The 17,483-nt window shown below is 64.7% G+C and carries 13 protein-coding genes; 2 read left to right on the forward strand and 11 right to left on the reverse strand.

The window, feature by feature from the left end; translation table 11 throughout:
- Positions 1–7 precede the first annotated feature (7 nt).
- From ACFSM0_RS06925 to ACFSM0_RS06970, 10 genes are all read right to left on the reverse strand, one after another.
- Positions 8–2,107 (reverse strand): 3'-5' exonuclease, encoded by a 2,100-nt coding sequence (locus ACFSM0_RS06925; RefSeq protein ID WP_377388626.1) that lies wholly within the window; start codon positions 2,105–2,107, stop codon positions 8–10.
- Positions 2,107–2,490 carry a response regulator transcription factor gene (locus ACFSM0_RS06930; protein WP_377388627.1) on the reverse strand — a complete coding sequence of 128 codons (384 nt, stop codon included), beginning with the start codon at positions 2,488–2,490 and terminating at the stop codon, positions 2,107–2,109. The genes ACFSM0_RS06925 and ACFSM0_RS06930 overlap by 1 nt, the downstream gene beginning before the upstream one ends.
- 1 nt (position 2,491) lies before the next feature.
- Positions 2,492–2,998, reverse strand: coding sequence for a hypothetical protein (locus ACFSM0_RS06935; protein WP_377388629.1), 507 nt, complete (start codon positions 2,996–2,998; stop codon positions 2,492–2,494).
- On the reverse strand, positions 2,999–4,825 hold the full coding sequence (locus ACFSM0_RS06940; protein WP_377388631.1) for a DUF294 nucleotidyltransferase-like domain-containing protein: 1,827 nt from the start codon (positions 4,823–4,825) through the stop codon (positions 2,999–3,001).
- Between the two features lie 87 nt (positions 4,826–4,912).
- Entirely contained in the window at positions 4,913–6,784 is a 1,872-nt protein-coding gene (locus ACFSM0_RS06945; RefSeq protein WP_377388632.1) for a sodium:solute symporter family protein, read from the reverse strand.
- 17 nt (positions 6,785–6,801) lie between these two features.
- Positions 6,802–7,059 (reverse strand): DUF4212 domain-containing protein, encoded by a 258-nt coding sequence (locus ACFSM0_RS06950; RefSeq protein WP_097068308.1) that lies wholly within the window; start codon positions 7,057–7,059, stop codon positions 6,802–6,804.
- A 63-nt stretch (positions 7,060–7,122) separates the two neighbouring features.
- Positions 7,123–7,815 (reverse strand): adenylate kinase, encoded by a 693-nt coding sequence (locus ACFSM0_RS06955; RefSeq protein ID WP_377388635.1) that lies wholly within the window; start codon positions 7,813–7,815, stop codon positions 7,123–7,125.
- A 13-nt stretch (positions 7,816–7,828) separates the two neighbouring features.
- On the reverse strand, positions 7,829–9,799 hold the full coding sequence (gene acs, locus ACFSM0_RS06960) for an acetate--CoA ligase (protein ID WP_377388637.1): 1,971 nt from the start codon (positions 9,797–9,799) through the stop codon (positions 7,829–7,831).
- A 335-nt stretch (positions 9,800–10,134) separates the two neighbouring features.
- Positions 10,135–11,778, reverse strand: coding sequence for a SulP family inorganic anion transporter (locus ACFSM0_RS06965; RefSeq protein WP_377388639.1), 1,644 nt, complete (start codon positions 11,776–11,778; stop codon positions 10,135–10,137).
- Between the two features lie 99 nt (positions 11,779–11,877).
- Positions 11,878–14,169, reverse strand: coding sequence for a glycosyl hydrolase family 28-related protein (locus ACFSM0_RS06970; protein WP_377388641.1), 2,292 nt, complete (start codon positions 14,167–14,169; stop codon positions 11,878–11,880).
- A 184-nt stretch (positions 14,170–14,353) separates the two neighbouring features.
- On the opposite strand from ACFSM0_RS06970, the gene ACFSM0_RS06975 reads away from it, so the two are divergent.
- Positions 14,354–15,232, forward strand: a complete 879-nt coding sequence (locus ACFSM0_RS06975; RefSeq protein WP_377388643.1) for a CHAD domain-containing protein — start codon at positions 14,354–14,356, stop codon at positions 15,230–15,232.
- Here the strand turns inward: ACFSM0_RS06975 and ACFSM0_RS06980 are convergent, their stop codons facing one another.
- The gene (locus tag ACFSM0_RS06980) at positions 15,233–16,837 is read right to left on the reverse strand and encodes a lysine--tRNA ligase (protein WP_377388645.1); all 1,605 of its coding nucleotides are present in this window, start codon (positions 16,835–16,837) and stop codon (positions 15,233–15,235) included. It lies immediately after the preceding gene.
- Between the two features lie 102 nt (positions 16,838–16,939).
- Here ACFSM0_RS06980 and ACFSM0_RS06985 point away from each other — a divergent pair, with 102 nt between their 5' ends.
- Positions 16,940–17,362 carry a tellurite resistance TerB family protein gene (locus tag ACFSM0_RS06985; RefSeq protein ID WP_377388647.1) on the forward strand — a complete coding sequence of 141 codons (423 nt, stop codon included), beginning with the start codon at positions 16,940–16,942 and terminating at the stop codon, positions 17,360–17,362.
- Positions 17,363–17,483 lie beyond the last annotated feature (121 nt).

Consider the following 17,483-nt stretch of genomic DNA (forward strand, 5'->3'; position numbering starts at 1 on the left):
GCGCCCCCTACCCGTTCAGATCCTTGAGCAGCCGCCCGTGTTGGCGCACCTCTGCCACAACATCGCCAAAGGTGACGAGGCCGCGCGCTTTCAGCGCCGGCAAAAGCTTCAGGAAGGCATCCGCGGTCGCCACCGTGTCGCCAATCGCGGTATGGCGCGCCTCTTCGGGGATCGTGATGCCGAGCCGATGCGTGAGCGCATCAAGGCTGTGCCCTTCGGATTGCCCAAAGACCACCGCGGAGAGCAGCACCGTATCGAGCACCGGATTGTCAAAACTGAGCCCGATCGCCCCTTCCTTGCGGCGCAGAAATTCCATGTCGAAGGGCGCGTTATGCGCCACAAGCACCGCCCCTTCGGCAAATTTGTGAAACCGCCGCCCGACCGCGACAATATCGGGCGCCTCGGCCACCATCGCCTCCGAGATCCCGTGCACCGCGGTCGAGGCGGCGGGGATCGGGCGGCCCGGGTTCACCAGCGTGTCAAACACTTCGGTCTCGACGCGGCGGCCATTGACGATGCGCACCGCCGCGATCTGCACGATCTCATCGCCCTCCGAGGGCAGCAGGCCGGTCGTCTCGGTGTCAAACACCACGAAGGTGAGCCGGTCGAGCGGGGTTTGCGCCACCTCGCCCTCGCGCGCGCGGCCCAGCAGGTCAAAATCATAGACCACCGCGCGCGGCACTGGCAGCGGGCGCTTCGAGGCCCGGCGCGCCTCGCGCAGCGGGATGCAGATCCGCCCGCGCCCCGGCGCCAGATCTTCGGGCCAGATCTCGGAGGCATGCGCGGCGATCACCCGCCGCCCGGTCACATCTGCCATGCCCGGCTCGAGCGGTTCATCGAGCCAGCGCTCAAGCAGCGCGATCGGCACCCGTTCCCCCTGCCATTCGAGCGCGATCAGCGCCCCCGCCCCCTCCTCGATGATTTCGAGCCGTTTGTCGCGCCGCTCGGGGCCGAGCGCCCGACCAAGGAGCGCAAGCAGCGAGACCATCTCGAAACCCTCGATGCGCAGGATCAGCGGCGCGGTGACCGGGGTCAGCGCCTCGCCCGATGCCGCAAGCCGCGCCCGCACCGCCTCGCCCAGATCGGAGGCGCGCACCATCGAGAGCGCGCCCCAATCCGTGCGCATCGCCTCATGGCGCTCAAACAGCGTGTGGATCGCCGCACCCAGATTGGCGGCCTCTGCCCGTGCCGCTTCCCGCAGGCGGGCGCGGGCCGCGGGCTCGGACGGACCATCATCGGCGATCAGCACGCCTGTGAGCGATTGCAGCGCCGCCGCCGGGCGGCGGATGCGGTCGAACAGCTCATCCATCAGCGCCTCGCGCCGGGTGTGGGCGCGCATATCGGCGGAAACGTCGCGCAGCGTGAGCACATAGCCCGCGCGGCGGGTAACGTGATGATCTTCGCCTTCGGAGATCAGCCGCATCCGCGCCGCGAGCGTTTTGCCATCGGCGGTGGTGGCGCACAAAAGGTCGGAGGCGGCATCCGGGTCATCGGTCTCCAGAAGCCGCGCATAAGCGTGCAGGATCGGCGCAGCGTGCAAATAGTCGAACACGCGCCGGTCAAGCCCCGGCGCATGCGCGCCGCCCAGAAGGTCCGTCGCCTGTCCGTTGTAGAACACCAGTTGATGCGAGGCGGTGCAGAGCAAAACGCCCACCGGCACATCGGACAGAAGCGTTTCGAGCCGGTCTTTTTCCTGGGCAAGCCGCGTGGTCTCGCGCTGCACGGATTCGGTGAGCGCGGAGCGGGTCTCGTTCAGATGCCGGGTGATCGCGGCCGCGGCGGGGGCAAGATCGCCCAGATAGCGCCCCGCCTCGGCGTCGAGATCGGTTTCGATCTGGGAATGCGTGCGCGCGCGAATGCCGCCCGCAAGCCGCTCGATCGGCTTGGCCACATTTTCATCAAAGAGAAACCAGACCGCCGTGATCAACCCGGTGATGACGAAGCCCGCGACAACGCCGCCGATGATGAAGCCATCCAGCGCCTCGGGCTCGCCCAGCTTTTCAAAGCCGAACACAAGCCCCGCCACCAGCGCCGCCATATTGCCCAGAGCGAGCGCCGCGAAAAACAGGAACACACGCAGGCGCAGGCTGAGGCGGGCAAGGCGCATCACGCCCCTCCCGCGTCGAGCAGCCGGTGCACCTCGTCGCGCAATTCCTTCAATTCAAAGGGCTTGGCAATGAAGCCATCGGCCCCGAGCGCGAGCCCCTTGCGCCGCTCCATCGCCGAGCCGCGCGCCGTCATCATCAGGATCTTGACCTCGGAAAGGCCATGGTCGGCGCGCACTTCCTGACAGATCTCGTAGCCCGAGACCTCGGGCAGCATCACATCCAGAAGCACAAGGTCGGGCTGTTCGGCGCGGATCCGGTCAAGCGCGCCGCGCCCGGTGGCAAGGCGCTCATGGTCAAACCCTTCGCGGCTCATCAGATAGTCGAGCGCGATGGCGATATTGTCCTCGTCCTCGATGATCAGCACGCGCCGCTTCTTGCTCATCTCAGCCTCCCGCACAGGCGGCCTGACGCCCGGGATCATCCGCGCCTGCCGCCATCCAGTTTGCGCCGGCAAGCCCCCCCGCTCCAAGGATCGCCTGCCGTTGGCCCGCGCAATCATAGGCGACTGAGACCGGCTGCACCGGCTGCCAGCGCGCCACGAGGTAAAGATTGACGGCGACAATGTCGGGCTCTGGCCGCGTGGCGGCGCGCGTGTCGATGGCAACAAAGCGCGTGGTCACCGGCCAAAGATAGGTCCAGGGGCGCCAGACGGCGGTATCGGCATTGCTTTGCACCACCACGGCGCCCTCGGGCAGGCGCGCCCTTGCATCCGCAAACCAGGCGTATTCGGCCCAGATCGTGACCCCGAGCATCGCAAACCCGGCCGCCGCGGGCATCAGCCATTTCGGCAATGCGCGCCCCGAGAGTTTGCGTGTCGCGTGACGAACCACGAAGACCATCAGCCCGGCCAACAGGCCCGCCGCGATCATCGTGATGAAATCATTGACCATTCAGCTCACCACCGCCTTGTTGTGCCCGACCGCCGATTGCATCGTGCGCACGACAACAAAGGCATCGCGCAGATGCGAGCGCTCGAAATCGCTCAGATCGGAGGGGGCGAGGAAATTGTCTGGCTTGCGGCCCGCGCGGATCAGCGTGGCCTGATTTTCAAGCCGCATCGTGGCAATGAGGTCATAAGCCTCGATCAGATCGCGCGCGCCGGACGCAGAGACCACCCCCGCCTCTTCGGCCGCCTTCAGCCGGGCGCGGGTATTGGCGGGCGGCAGCTTGCCTTGCAGCGCGTAGATGCGGGCCAGATCGGCCACCGGCACCACGCCGTTCATCTTCAGGTCGATATGGTTGCGGTGCTCGCCCGAACGGATCGTGGCAAAGCCGCGTATGAGGCCCAGAGGCGGCGTGTGCTTGAGCGAATTCGAGATCATATGCGCGACGAAGATCGAGTTTTTCGCAGCCATGGCGAGGGTCTCGGCATGGAGCGCCTCGAACATGGCAATGCCGCCGCCGCCGATCGGGCGCAGGTCGAACATCACCGAGGCCAGCATCTGCGCCTCGGGGTTGGGCGTGTTGATCCAACCGGCAAAATAGTCGCGCCAGACGCGCGCGGGCTGGCACCAGCGCGGGCTCATCGCCATCATCTCGCCCGGGCAATAGACGTAGCCGCATTCATTAAGACCGTCGCAGACGATCTTCGCCAGCGCCTGAAAATAGGCCATGTCTTCCGGTGTCGCGGCATCCTCAAAAATCAGGCAATTGTCCTGATCGGAAACGCCGGTCTGTTCCTGCCGCCCCTGCGAACCGCAGGCGAGCCAGAGATAGGGCACGGGCGGCGCGCCCAGTTCGCGCTCTGCCATCACCAGAAGGCGGCGGGTGACCGCATCGGCGATATCGGTGATCAGGCGCGTGATCACCTCATGGCTGTGGTGCCCGCCCACCAGTTGCGTGAGCAGCTGCGGGATCCGCGCGGTCACGGCAGCCATCTCCGCCACGGTCTCGGCGCTCACCACGTCGCGGATCAGCACCGCCGAGGAGACCGCCTGAAAGCGCGTCAGATCGGTCTGGGTGATCATGCCGACAAAGCGGCCCTGTTCGGTGATCGGCAGATGGCCGATGCGCCGCTCAAGCATGATGTGCAAGATATCCGAGCCAAGCGCGGTGGGCGGCAGGCTCACCGGATCGGCGGTCATTACCTCGGCCACCGGGGTGGTGCCGGGCATCTCGGAGGCGAGCACCTTGTTCGCCAGATCGCGCACCGTGATGATGCCCAAGAGCCGCTCTGCCTCTGCCACCACGCCGAGCGAGGAGACATGCGCATCGCGCATCATCTTCGCAGCGTTCACCACGGAGGTTTCCGGCCCGCAGAACAGGGGCTTGCGGGCAATCAGATCCGCCACTTTCTGGGTGGCGATATCGTTGGAGACCTTCTCGCCGCGCTTGCGGTTGAAGAAGCGCTCGAACGACGGATAGGTCTCGATCAGCCGCTTGAAGGTGGGCGTGGGCAGCACGAGGCAGATCGTCTGCTCGCTCGCCTTCGCCTGGGTGGCGGCCAGCCCGTCGCGCAAAATCCCGCGTTCGCCAAAGGAGTTGCGCGGACCGAGGAGGGAAACGAGCCCGCCATTGCCATCGGTGATTTCCACCGCGCCCTGCTTGATCAGGTAAAGGCCCCCGATCGGGGTCTGATAGACATAGATCAGCGCCTCGGGGCGAAATTCCATGCGGCGGAAGGAACTGGCCACATCGGCCAGCTCGTCACGCGGCAGGGTGTCGTAGGGGTGCACCGTTTCCAGAAAGGCGATGATGGCCTGACGATCGGTTTCCATGACAATCTCCTCGCAAGGGATCCCCGCAGCTGTAGCGGGCGGGGTGCGGGCGGGAAAGATCCCCGCCCGCGGTTTTCAGGGTTTGCCTCAGTGGCCGGTCGCCGCACCGGCACCTTTCGGCACACGGATCGACTCGACGAGGGAGACAACGCTCGCCGGCACCGGCTTGGTGATGGCGGTCACCGCGAAGGCCACGGCGAAGTTGATCAGCGCGCCCACGGCCCCGAAGGCGGTCGACTTGATGCCAAGGAAGAGCGGCGCCGAGTCCGAGAACGACGCGGTCGAGGCGACGAAGAACCAGCCCTTGTGCAGGAAGATGTAGACCACCGTCGCGATCAGACCCGCGAGCATGCCCGCGATCGCACCGGCCGAGTTCACCTTTTTCGAGAAGATGCCCATCATCAGCGCCGGGAAGATCGACGAGGCGGCCAGACCGAAGGCGAGCGCCACGGTTTGCGCGGCAAAGCCGGGCGGGTTGAGGCCGAGCCAGGTCGCCACCGCGATCGCCACCGCCATCGAGATCCGGGCGGCCATCAGCTCGCCTTTTTCCGAGATGGAGGGGTTGATCTGACCCTTGATCAGGTCGTGCGACACCGCGGACGAGATCGCCATCAGAAGGCCCGCAGCGGTCGAGAGCGCGGCGGCCAGACCACCGGCGGCGACAAGCGCGATCACCCAGCCCGGAAGCTGCGCGATTTCGGGGTTCGCAAGCACCATGATGTCGTTGTTCACGGTCAGCTCGCTGCCTTTCCAGCTCGCGGCTTGCGGGTTGGTGGCGGCAAGTTTCGCGGCGCCAGCGGCAGCCGCCTCGTCGAACGCGGCCTGCGCGGCAGCAATCGCGGCTTCATCCCCGGCTTTCGTCGCATCGGCCAAAGCAGTCGCCTGCTTGGTCGCACCGTCGTTGTAATACTGGATCAGGCCGTCGCCGTTCAGGTCAGTGACCTTCAGCAGCCCGGTCTTGGTCCAGTTGTCCACCCATTCCGGCGTGTCCGCCATCGCGAGCGGCGCGTTTTGCGGGCCGTTCGGGAAGAAGGTGTTGATCAGGTTCACGCGCGCCATCGCCGCCACCGCAGGCGCGGTGAGGTAGAGAAGCGCGATGAACACGAGCGCCCAGCCGGCCGAGGACCGGGCATCCGCCACTTTCGGCACGGTGAAGAAGCGCACGATCACATGCGGCAGACCGGCGGTGCCGATCATCAGCGAGACGGTGAACAGGAACAGGTTCAGCGTGTTGTCAGATTGCGCGGTGTAGGATTTGAAGCCCAGATCGGCGAGCAGGCCATTGAGCGTTTCCAGGAGCGGCGTGCCGGTCGCGGTCGCGTCGGAGAAAAGACCGAGCGGGGGGATCGGGTTGCCGGTCAGGTTGAGCGAGATGAAGATCGCCGGGATCGTATAGGCGATGATCAGCACGACATATTGGGCGACCTGGGTATAGGTGATGCCCTTCATGCCGCCGAGCACGGCATAGGCGAACACGATCGCCGCGCCGATATAGAGGCCGGTCGAGGCTTTCACCTCAAGGAAGCGCGAGAAGGCCACGCCCACACCCGACATCTGCCCGATCACATAGGTGATCGAGATGATCAGGAGCGCGATCACCGCGATCACGCGCGCGGTGCCCGAGTAGAAGCGGTCCCCGATGAATTCCGGCACGGTGAACTTGCCGAACTTGCGCAGATAGGGGGCAAGAAGCATGGCAAGGAGCACATAGCCGCCGGTCCAGCCCATGAGATAGGCCGAGGTGTCATAACCGCCGAAGGCGATGATCCCGGCCATCGAGATGAACGAGGCCGCCGACATCCAGTCCGCGCCGGTGGCCATGCCGTTGAGAACGGGGTGCACGCCACCGCCCGCGGCATAGAACTCTGCGGTCGAGCCCGCCCGGGCCCAGATCGCGATGCCGAAGTAGAGCGCGAAAGTGGCGCCCACAACGATCAGGTTGAGGGTAAATTGATCCATTTTTTCAATAACCTCCCTTACTCATCCACGCCGTGTTCACGGTCGAGTTTGTTCATGCGGAACGCATAAGCGAAGATCAGCACGAGAAAGACGAGGATCGACCCTTGCTGGGCGAACCAGAAGCCGAGATCGGTGCCGCCGATGCCGATGCCAGCCAGCATCGGACGCAGCAAGATGCCGAAACCGAACGAGCAGACAAACCAGATCACGAGAAAGATCAGGATCGTCTGGATGTTCGCTTTCCAATAGGCGTTGGACGAAGAATTGTCCGCCATGAGCGTTACTCCCTGTTTGTTTTTCTCCGAACGGGCCCCCCTCCAGAGGCCCGTTCCTCCCCTTCAGGCCGAGACGCGCGAGACGATCGACCCGAGATCCGAAGCGACCGCATCGATGGAAGCCATCGCGTCGACCGTCTCCAAAACGCCGAGCGCCCGATAATGGGCAATCAGCGGCGCCGTCTGCGCGTGGTAGGCCTCCAACCTGGCCCGCGCGGTATCGGCAGTGTCGTCGGCGCGGCGCTTGAAGGCCGTGCCGCCACATTTGTCGCAAGTGCCCGAGGTTTCGGGCAGCTTGAAAGCATCGTGATAGCCCTCGCCGCAGTCGGCGCAGGTGTAGCGGCCCGCGACGCGCGCGATCATCGCGAGGTCATCGACCTCAAGGCTGATCGCGGCGGTGACGCGCTGGCCCGCTTCGGCCAGAAGCGCATCCAGCGCAGAGGCCTGGCCTGCGGTGCGCGGAAAGCCGTCAAGGATGACACCCGCTTTGACATCGGGCGCGGCCATGCGGTCTTTCAGGATCGCCAGCACGATCTCGTCAGAGACGAGCCCGCCCGCCTCCATCACCGCTTTTGCCGCGCGCCCCGCGGCGCTGCCCGCGGCCACCGCCGCGCGCAGCAGATCGCCGGTGGAGAGCTGGATCAGACCAAAGCGCTCTTCCAGCATCCGCGCCTGTGTGCCCTTGCCCGCACCCGGAGGCCCGAGCAGGATCAGCACGGCAGGGGTGGTGGTGGCCGCTTGACTACGTTCAGCCATGGCCTCCATCGCGTCAGCCCCGGTTCATGCGGTTGTCGATCAGCTCCTGCACCACCGAGGGGTCGGCGAGCGTGGAGATGTCGCCCAGCGCGCCGTAATCGTTTTCGGCGATCTTGCGCAGAATGCGGCGCATGATCTTGCCCGAGCGGGTTTTCGGCAGGCCCGGCGCCCATTGGATCAGGTCGGGCGAGGCAATCGGGCCAATTTCGGTGCGGACCCATTTGACAAGATCCTTGCGCAGATCCTCGCTGGGCTCGACCCCGTTCATCAGCGTGACATAGGCGTAGATGCCCTGCCCCTTGATGTCGTGCGGGTAGCCCACCACGGCGGCCTCGGCCACCTGCTGATGCGCGACAAGCGCGCTTTCCACTTCCGCCGTGCCCATGCGGTGCCCCGAGACGTTGATCACGTCATCGACGCGGCCGGTGATCCAGTAGTAGCCGTCCTTGTCGCGGCGGCAGCCGTCACCGGTGAAGTAATAGCCGCGATACTGGCCGAAATAGGTCTCCTGGAAGCGGTCATGGTCGCCCCAGACGGTGCGCATCTGGCCCGGCCAGCTGTCGGAGATGCACAGCACCCCCTCGCATTCCACCTCGCCGATGCGGACCGCGGTTTGCGGGTCGAGCACGACGGGCTTGACGCCGAAGAACGGGTTGGTGGCCGAACCGGGCTTGGTGGGCGTGGCGCCGGGCAGTGGCGTGATCATGTGGCCGCCGGTCTCGGTTTGCCAGAACGTGTCGACGATCGGGCATTTGCCCTTGCCGATATGCTTGTCATACCAGACCCAGGCCTCGGGGTTGATCGGTTCCCCCACAGAACCGAGCACCTTGAGGCTCGAGAGATCGTATTTCTCGACCCATTCGGTGCCCTGCCCCATCAGCGCGCGAATTGCCGTGGGGGCGGTGTAGAACTGGTTGACCTTGTGCTTTTCACACACGGCCCAGAACCGGCCCGCATCCGGGTAGGTCGGCACGCCCTCGAACATCAGCGTGGTCGCGCCGTTGGCCAGCGGACCGTAGATGATGTAGCTGTGGCCCGTGACCCAACCCACGTCGGCGGTGCACCAGAACACATCGCCGTCCTGATAGTCGAAGGTGTATTGATGCGTCATCGCCGCGTAGCAGAGATAGCCGCCGGTGGTATGCACCACGCCCTTCGGTTTGCCGGTCGAGCCCGAGGTGTAGAGGATGAAGAGCGGATCTTCCGCGTTCATCGGGCGCGGCGGGCATTCGGGCGACACGTGCTCCATGAGATACAAAAGGTCGACGTCGCGGCCATGCACCCAGGAGATCTGGTCGCCGGTGCGCTTGACGACGAGGCAGCGCACCTTGTCCGAGCAGTGCAGAAGCGCGGCATCGGTATTCGCTTTCAACGGCGTGCGGCGGCCACCGCGCGGCGCGGTATCGGCGGTGATGACAAGCTTCGCGCCGCAGTCATTGATGCGGTTGGCGAGCGCGTCGGGCGAGAAACCGGCAAAAACGATGGAATGGATCGCCCCGATGCGGGCACAGGCGAGCATCGCATAGGCGGCTTCCGGGATCATCGGCAGGTAGATCACCACCCGGTCGCCGCGCATGATGCCCTGGCTGAGCAGCACGTTCGCCATCCGGTTCACCTTCTCGGAGAGCTCCTTGTAGGTGATGTGCTGGGCGGGTTCGCTCGGATCATCGGGCTCGAAGATGATCGCGGTTTGCAGCGCACGGTCGCGCAGGTGCCGGTCGATGCAATTGACCGAGGCGTTGAGCACGCCATCCTCGAACCACTTGATCGACACCTTGCCAAAAGTGAAATCGGTGTTCTTGACCTTGGTGTAAGGGGTCATCCAGTCCAGACGCTTGCCCTCGCGGCCCCAGAAGGCATCGGGGTTCTCGATCGATTCCCGATACATCTCCAGATATTTCTGGCCGTTCGCATGTGCGTTTTCAAAGCCCGCGGGCACGTCACGCATTTCCGGTGCGGCAACAGGTTGCGACTGGGTGTTCATGGCCTCTCCTCCCAAGATCATCGCGGCTCCCGGCCGCCTCTCGCCGCGAAATCACTCCCGCAGCACTCTACCCCAAAGACAGTGTAAACCAATTGTGAGGCACCTGATAACCCCCTATTTGTAATGGATTTTTTTGTAAATTAATTCACTCGCAAAGCGATAACATTGTAAATTTCCTGTCAAGGAAGGGGATTTGGCGCATGGTTTCAATTGCTTGGGATTCGCCCAGGAGGTGCGTTAGCGCCATCAGGCGCGACGGCCTGCCCGACTGCGGCAGCGCACCGCACCCGCCCCGCCTTCATGCTGCAAAGCAGCGAAATGAGGTGATTCGAGCCTCAGGCGTCGAGGCTGGCCAACGCCGCGGCGGTATCGGCGCAATAGGTCAGCGCCGGGGGGGTGAGCCCCTGCGCGCGCATCGCCGCCTCAAGCGGCGCGGTCGCGCCGACAACGATCAGCCGCCCGCCCTTGCGCGTCATCTTCTGCGCGAGTTGCAAGATCATCCGCGCGCCGGTGGAATCGACAAAGCCCACTTCGGAGACATCGAGCAAAATCGCGCGGGGGCTCTGCACGATATGATCGAGCACAGAGCCGAGCCGCGCGACCGAGCCAAAGAACACCGCCCCGCGCAGATGGTAGGTGACCACATCGGCACGCTGCTCGCCCGCCGCCTCGACCGGAGCGCCGGGGGCAAGCCGGGTCATCTCGGCCATGCGGCGGATGAAGACGAGCCCGCCCAGCGCAAAGCCGATGACGATGCCCTCGGCAAGGTCACGGAAGGTGACAACGAGGAAGGTGACGATCAGCACCAGCGCATCGCTGCGCGAGGCGCGGATCAGCGCCGCCATCTCGTGCCGCTCGATCATGTTCCATGCGACGATGCCCAAAAGCCCCGCAAGCGCGGCCAGCGGAATGTAGCCCGCGAGCGGTGCGGCAACGAGCAGGAAGGCGAGCACGAAAGCCGCGTGGAACATCCCCGCCACCGGCCCATGCGCGCCCGCGCGGACGTTGGTCGCGGTGCGGGCAATCGTGCCCGTCACGCAAAACCCGCCAAAGAGCGCCGCGCCCATATTGGCCACGCCCTGCGCCACAAGTTCGGTGTTGGAGCGGTGCTGGCGGCCCGACATGCCATCGGCCACCATCGCGGAAAGAAGCGATTCAATCGCGCCGAGGAGCGTGAAGCTCAAGGCCCAGGGGAGCGCCGCGCGGATCGCATCAAGGCTGAGGTTCGGCACGCTCGGCGCAGGCAGGAGCCTTGGCAGCGCGCCAAAGCGCGACTGGATCGTTTCCACCGGCACATGGAGCAGGGTCGCGAGCGCGGTGATCACCGTAATGCCCAAAAGCAGGCTCGGCAGTCGCGGCGCGAAGCGTTTGAGCGCCTCGATCACCACCACCGTCGCAAGGGCCACGCCGATCGCTGCGGGGGTGAATGTGTCGCGCGCCGCCCAAAGCGCCGCGAGCTTGTCCACAATCGGGCCGGGCTCTGCCGAGCTCAGCTGAAGCCCCATCATATCCTTGATCTGGCTTGCAAAGATGATCACACCAATGCCCGCGGTAAAGCCAACGGTCACGGGATAGGGCATGTAGCGGATGGTCTGGCCAAGCCGCAGCAGCCCCAGCACGGCGAGCATCGCGCCCGAAAGAAACGTGGCCAGCGCCAGCCCCGCCACGCCCGTTTGCTGCACGCAGGCCGCCACCAGAACGATGAACGCGCCCGCAGGCCCGCCGATCTGAAACCGCGAGCCGCCGAGCGCCGAGACCAGAAAGCCCCCGACAATCGCCGTGTAAAGCCCGCGCTCCGGCCCGACCCCGGAGGCAATCGCAATCGCCATCGAAAGCGGCAAGGCCACAATCGCCACGGTGAGCCCCGCCACCAGATCGGCACGAAGCTGCGCCAGCCCGTAGCCCTCGGCAAAAGCCGTGACAGACATCGGCAAAAGGGGCTCGGCTCCGCCCCCTTCGGGCAGGCGTGACATGGGCATGATACCCTCCGGATCAGAAATATCCGGCACCAGAACGCCTCCAACCGGCGGTTGTCAAGCGGCGGCGGGCAGATCGGGCGCACCCGCCGCCACGCCCCGTCAGGTCGGGCTGTCCATACGCAGCTTCACGGTGATCTTGCCCTTCGCCGTCTCCGGCCAGGTCACGCTGACCTTGTCTTTCTGCGCGCCCTGCTCGACCGTGACAAAGGGCATGGTCGTGACCTTGCCCCCCGCGCCATTGGTGATCGCCCCCACCGCAACAAGGCTCTCGACAGTGCGCGCCCAGCCGCCAAAGGGCAGATAGGCGGCGCCATCCACCGTCCAGACCGTTTGCGCGCTCGACACCGTGGCCTGCACCAGCACCGGGTTCACCGTGATCTGGTTGACCGCATTGAACATGTTGTTTTCAAAAACAATGTTGCGCATGCGGGAATTGTCGAGCGCGGCAAAGGTAGTATCGACCTTTTCGATCCGGTTGATCGCGCCATTGAGCGATTTGAACACATTGCCCGTCACGCTCAGCCCGTGAACGTAATGCCCGGCGCCATAGGGCTTGATCGAGAACCAGGTGACCCAGGCGGCGCAGTTGATATGCACGAAGGTGTTGCCCGTCACGCTCAGCCCGCCGAAGGAGTAGCCGGTGCCCAGATCCGGGTCCGGTGCATATTCATTCGTCCATTCGATGATGTTGTCGTCGATGTAATTCCCCGTCACCGCCGATTGCACATTGGTCTGGCAAAAGACGAGGCCGGGCATGCGCGTAGCGGCGCTTTCATCATCGCCCTGAAACCAGTGATTGCCGACGATCAGATGCCCCGAACCGTTGAAGATCATGGTCAGGCCGAACCGCACGAAGATCGACTCGCGGATCTTGGCGTCATTGGCATTGACGTTGAGGCAAACCGAGCTGCGATCCTGCGCCCGCACCGTCATTTCATTCGAGAGGAAGTTGCAGCGGTCCACCGTCAGGTTTTGACACCCGCGCCCGGGCGAGGTGATCCCCCGGTCCTTCGGCTTCACCACCCAGCAATCGCGCATCTGGAAATTCTCGCCCGCAGGCGCCAGCATCACCACGCTGGCATAGCCGTTGCAGAGGAACTCGATATTGTCGAGCGTGAAGCGGGAAAGCGCCTCAAAGCCCGAAAAATCAAGGATGTAACGGTCGCGGGTGAATGTAAGGGTCCGCGTGCCAGAGCCGCCGTAGAACGGCTCGGAGAGGGTCAGAGAGCCCGCCCCAAGGTTTTTGGCGCGCACATAGACCTCGCGGCCCACGCCGGTGCCGGTGATCCGCGCGCCCACCGGGATATTGGCAATATTCGCCACGCCGGTCAGCTGGTAGGGCTGCGCCGTGGCATAGGTCGCCTGCGAGCTCACCACCGCGCTCGTCCAGGCGCTGTTCGCGATCACGTTGATCTGCCCGTTCGTCAGCACCCTGCGGTTGGCAAAGCTCGTCACATCGGGGCAGATCGCGGCCACATCGAGCGGCCCATTAAGCTCCACCCGGCGCCCGCAGAGATCAAAGCTGTTGTGATCGGTATAACCAAACAGCGCCTGCAGCCCCTTTTTCAGCGCCAGTTCCTCATCCCCAAAAGCCCGCGCATAGGTGGGAAAGTCAAAGTTGCCCTGCAACGCAAGCCGCGCCGCGGTGGGCATGACGAGCGTGCCGGTAAAACGGATCGGCGATTCGATCAGGATCGAGGTGGCAATCCGATACGTGCCCTCCGGCACGATGATGGTGCGCCCGTTGGCCGCGCCATCGGCGGCAGCAAAGGCGGCACGGTCATCCGTCACGCCATCGCCCAGCGCGCCGTAATCCCGCACATCAATGCTGTCCATCATCTCGCGCAGAAAGGCTTCGGTGATGTCGCGGATCTCGATCGCCTCGATCCGCACCACACCGCCAGTCTGCCCGGTGAGGTCCAGACCGAAATGCCCGTAAGCCGGCACCGTGCCCCAAACCATGTTGACCCCGCCGCGCGTGCCCGAGCCGACGATGGCGGTGATCGTCTCGATCTTGCCATAAGCGCTCAGCGCCACGCCCGGCCCCACCTCGACGAGCCCGCCCACATGGGCATTCGCCGCGCTCATCGCATACCCCGCGATCCGCACCGCCGGGAGGTTTCCGGTTACCGCCTTCACCCGCACGGAGATCTGCAAATAAGTGCCCGGCCGCATCGGTGTCTGCCCCATGAAGCGCAGCTTTTGCGTCGTCTGGGTCTTCGTCATCTCAAGGCAGGCGCCAAAATCCGCATCTGCCGGAACAAGCGCGGCGTTGGTTGCGCCCGCGTAGGTGGCAGACCCTGCCGTGCCATTCTCGCTCGACCACTGATCCAGCCCTTCTGCAAAGGCGGGCGGCATCAGGCTCACCCCGTCGGTAATTGCGATGTTCATCCGTCTCCTCCGTTGCGCCGATCCCCGGCCCCGCCGGGGCCCAAGCCTCGCGAGGAGAGCTAGCGGGGATCGCTGAACAACTGCTGAGAGGGCCGCGCGCTGGGGCGACACGCGCTCGCTCAGGGCTTGTCACACGGTCGTCACATCCCCATGCTGCAGATGCATCGTCGTCAAAGGAACCGTCATGACCTTCATGCTGCCCGCAGACTCGTTGCCCGCCAGCTCCGCGATCCGTGCGCTCGCCCAAGCGGAGCTGACCGCCGCGCGCCATCTTGCGCTCGCGCCCTCAAACGATCTCTCGCCGCTTCATTCCCTGCGCAAGCGGATCAAGAAAACCCGCGGCCTGCTGCGGCTCGTGGCGCCCGTATTTGAGCAATTCGATCACGAAAACAGAGCCCTGCGTGAGGCAGCCCAGGGCATTTCCGGGCTGCGCGATGCCGAGGTTCTGCACCTGACGCTGGCCCGGCTCAGTGGCGAGAATGCCGCGGGCGATGCAGCCCGCCTGCTCGCCGCGGCGCTTCCTGCCCCGGTGACGCGGCCCGACCCTCAGGTGCTCACAGAATTCGCCGCTCAGGTCGATGCGGTGCTCGCCCGGCTGCCGCACTGGCGGTTCGAGGCCGAGGGCTGGGAGGCCATCGCCCCCGGCCTCATTCGCACCCTGATTCAGGGCGAACGGCGAATGAAGACCGCGCGCAAAAGGCCAGCGCCCGAAAACCTGCACGCCTGGCGCTCGCGCGTGAAGCATCACTGGTATCACACCCGGCTTCTGACGCCGATCTGGCCCGAGGTGATGGGGGCGCATGCGCTCGCCGTCGACGCTCTGGGCGAGATGCTCGGCGACCACCATGATCTGTGTGTGCTGCAAGCCATTCTGCCCGGCCCGCTCGGGCCGGAGGCGGCGCAAGCCCTCGACACGGCGATTGCCGCCCGCAAGGCGGCAATCGAGTCGCGCGCTTTTGCGCGGGGGGCGCGCCTCTTTGCCGATCCGCCTGAGGCGCTCGCGGCACGCTGGGGCAAATGGTATGCGCTCTGGCGGGCCGAAACGCTGCGCGGCGGGCTTTGATCAGCCCTTCACAAGCGCGCCCGCCAGCGCGCGTTTCATCAGCGCAATCGTTTCCTTGAGGCCGTAAAGCGCGATGAAGCCGCCAAACCGCGGCCCTTGGGATTGGCCGAGCAACACCTCGTAAAGGGCGGTGAACCAGCTGCGCAGGGGCTCGAACCCGTGTTCGGTGCCCACGGCGAAAACGATGGTTTGCAGCCCCTCGCTCGGATCTTCGAATTGTGCATGCAGGTCGGTGTCGGGCAGCGCCTCCAGACGGGCGAGCAGATCCTCCATCGCCGCGCGCTCCTGATCGGAGGGCAGCCGGAAGGTGAGGCCCGGCGCGACAAAATCCTGGAAGTAGCGCACCGCATAGCCCGCCGCGGCATCGAGGTCGGGATGGGTTTCGGGGCTCGCCTCGGGCGCATAGCGCTTGATGAAGCCCCAAAGCCCGGCCTTGTCGGTGGCACCGGCCACCGAAGCGAGATTGAGCAACATCGCAAAAGGCACAACGAGGTTCGAGACCGGGGGCTTGCCGCCATGGATATGCCAAACCGGGTTGTCGATCTGTTTTTCCACCGGCTGGTCGGGGAAGGCGCGCAATTGCTGGTGGTATTCATCCACCGCTTTCGGAATCACGTCCCACCACAGCCGTTTTGCCGTTTTCGGCTTTTGATACATGAAGTATCCAAGGCTCTCGGTGGCGGCATAGGTCAGCCATTCATCAATGGTGAGGCCGTTGCCCTTCGATTTGGAGATCTTCTGGCCCTGATCGTCGAGGAAAAGCTCATAGGTGAAATGCTCGGGCGCGCGCCCGCCCAGCACCCGGCAGATGCCATCGTAAATCGGCGTATTGGTCGAGTGGTCCTTGCCATACATCTCGAAATCGACATCGAGCGCGGCCCAGCGCATGCCAAAATCGGGCTTCCATTGCAGCTTCACCTTGCCGCCAGTGACAGGCAAGGTCCACTCGCGCCCGTCTTCGTCGTCAAAGGTGATCTCACCGTTTTTCGCATCGACATTCTTCATCGGCACGTAAAGCACCCGCCCTGTTTCCGGGTGGATCGGCAGGAAGCAGGAATAGGTCTGCTGGCGTTCCTCGCGCAGCGATTTCAGCATGATCGCCATGATCTGCTCATACCGCTCGGCGCAAAGCATCAGCATGTGATCAAACTTGCCCGAGGTGTAGTAATCGGTCGCGCTCGCAAATTCATACTCAAACCCGAAGGTGTCGAGGAAGCGGCGCAGCATGGCGTTGTTATGGTCGCCAAAGCTCGCAAATTCGCCAAACGGGTCCGGCACCGAAGTCAACGGCTTCTGGATATTGGCCTTGAGCAGGTCCTGCTCCGGCACGTTTTCGGGCACCTTGCGCATCCCGTCCATATCGTCGGAGAAGCACAAAAGTTTTGTCGGGATGTCCGAGATCATCTCGAAGGCGCGGCGGATCATCGTGGTGCGCTGCACTTCGCCGAAGGTGCCGATATGGGGCAGGCCCGAAGGGCCGTAGCCCGTTTCAAAGAGCACATAGCCCTTCTTCGGCGGTTCTTTCTCATAGCGTTTGAGCACCCGGCGCGCTTCCTCGAAAGGCCAGGCTTTGGAGTTCATCGCAGCGTCGCGCAGGGTGGTCATGATCTGTCCTCATCCGGGCGCCCCATGCGCCCCGCGCCTGACCTATTGAACGGGCGCGCCAAGGTCAATAATTCTTGGTGGCACAGCAAAAGGACGCACCCCGTGACCGACACCCTTCCCTCGCTTTCGCCGCAAGATGCGCTCGTCGCCGTGATGGTGGCGGTTTCGGCCTCCGACGAGACGATCCGCACCTCGGAACTCATCGCGATCGAGCGCATGGTCAACCACATGCCGATCTTTGCCAGCTACGACATCGACCGCATCGCGGTGGTGGCGCAGACCGTTTATGCGCTGTTCGAGGAAGAAGAGGGGCTCGAGGCGCTCTTTGGCCTCGTGCGCGACGCGCTGCCCGCAAAATATTTCGAGACCGCCTATGCGCTCGCCTGCGATGTGGCGGCAGCGGATGGAATTTTGCATCAGCCCGAGCTGCGCATGCTCGAGGAAGTGCGCTCCGAGCTCGCGATCGACCGGCTGCATGCGGTGGCGATCGAATGGGGCGCGCGGGTGCGCCACGTCACGCTGTGAAAGCTGTTTCGCCTCGGCAGAGCCGAGGCGACCCGCCGGGGGGCGCAGCCCCCCGGCCCCCCAAGGGCAGAGCGGACATTCGCGGCGCGCGCGGCTGGCAGTTTCGCCGCGCAAGCGCGGC

The sequence above is a fragment of the Rhodobacter lacus genome (assembly GCF_042683065.1).
Taxonomy (GTDB): domain Bacteria; phylum Pseudomonadota; class Alphaproteobacteria; order Rhodobacterales; family Rhodobacteraceae; genus Rhodobacter; species Rhodobacter lacus.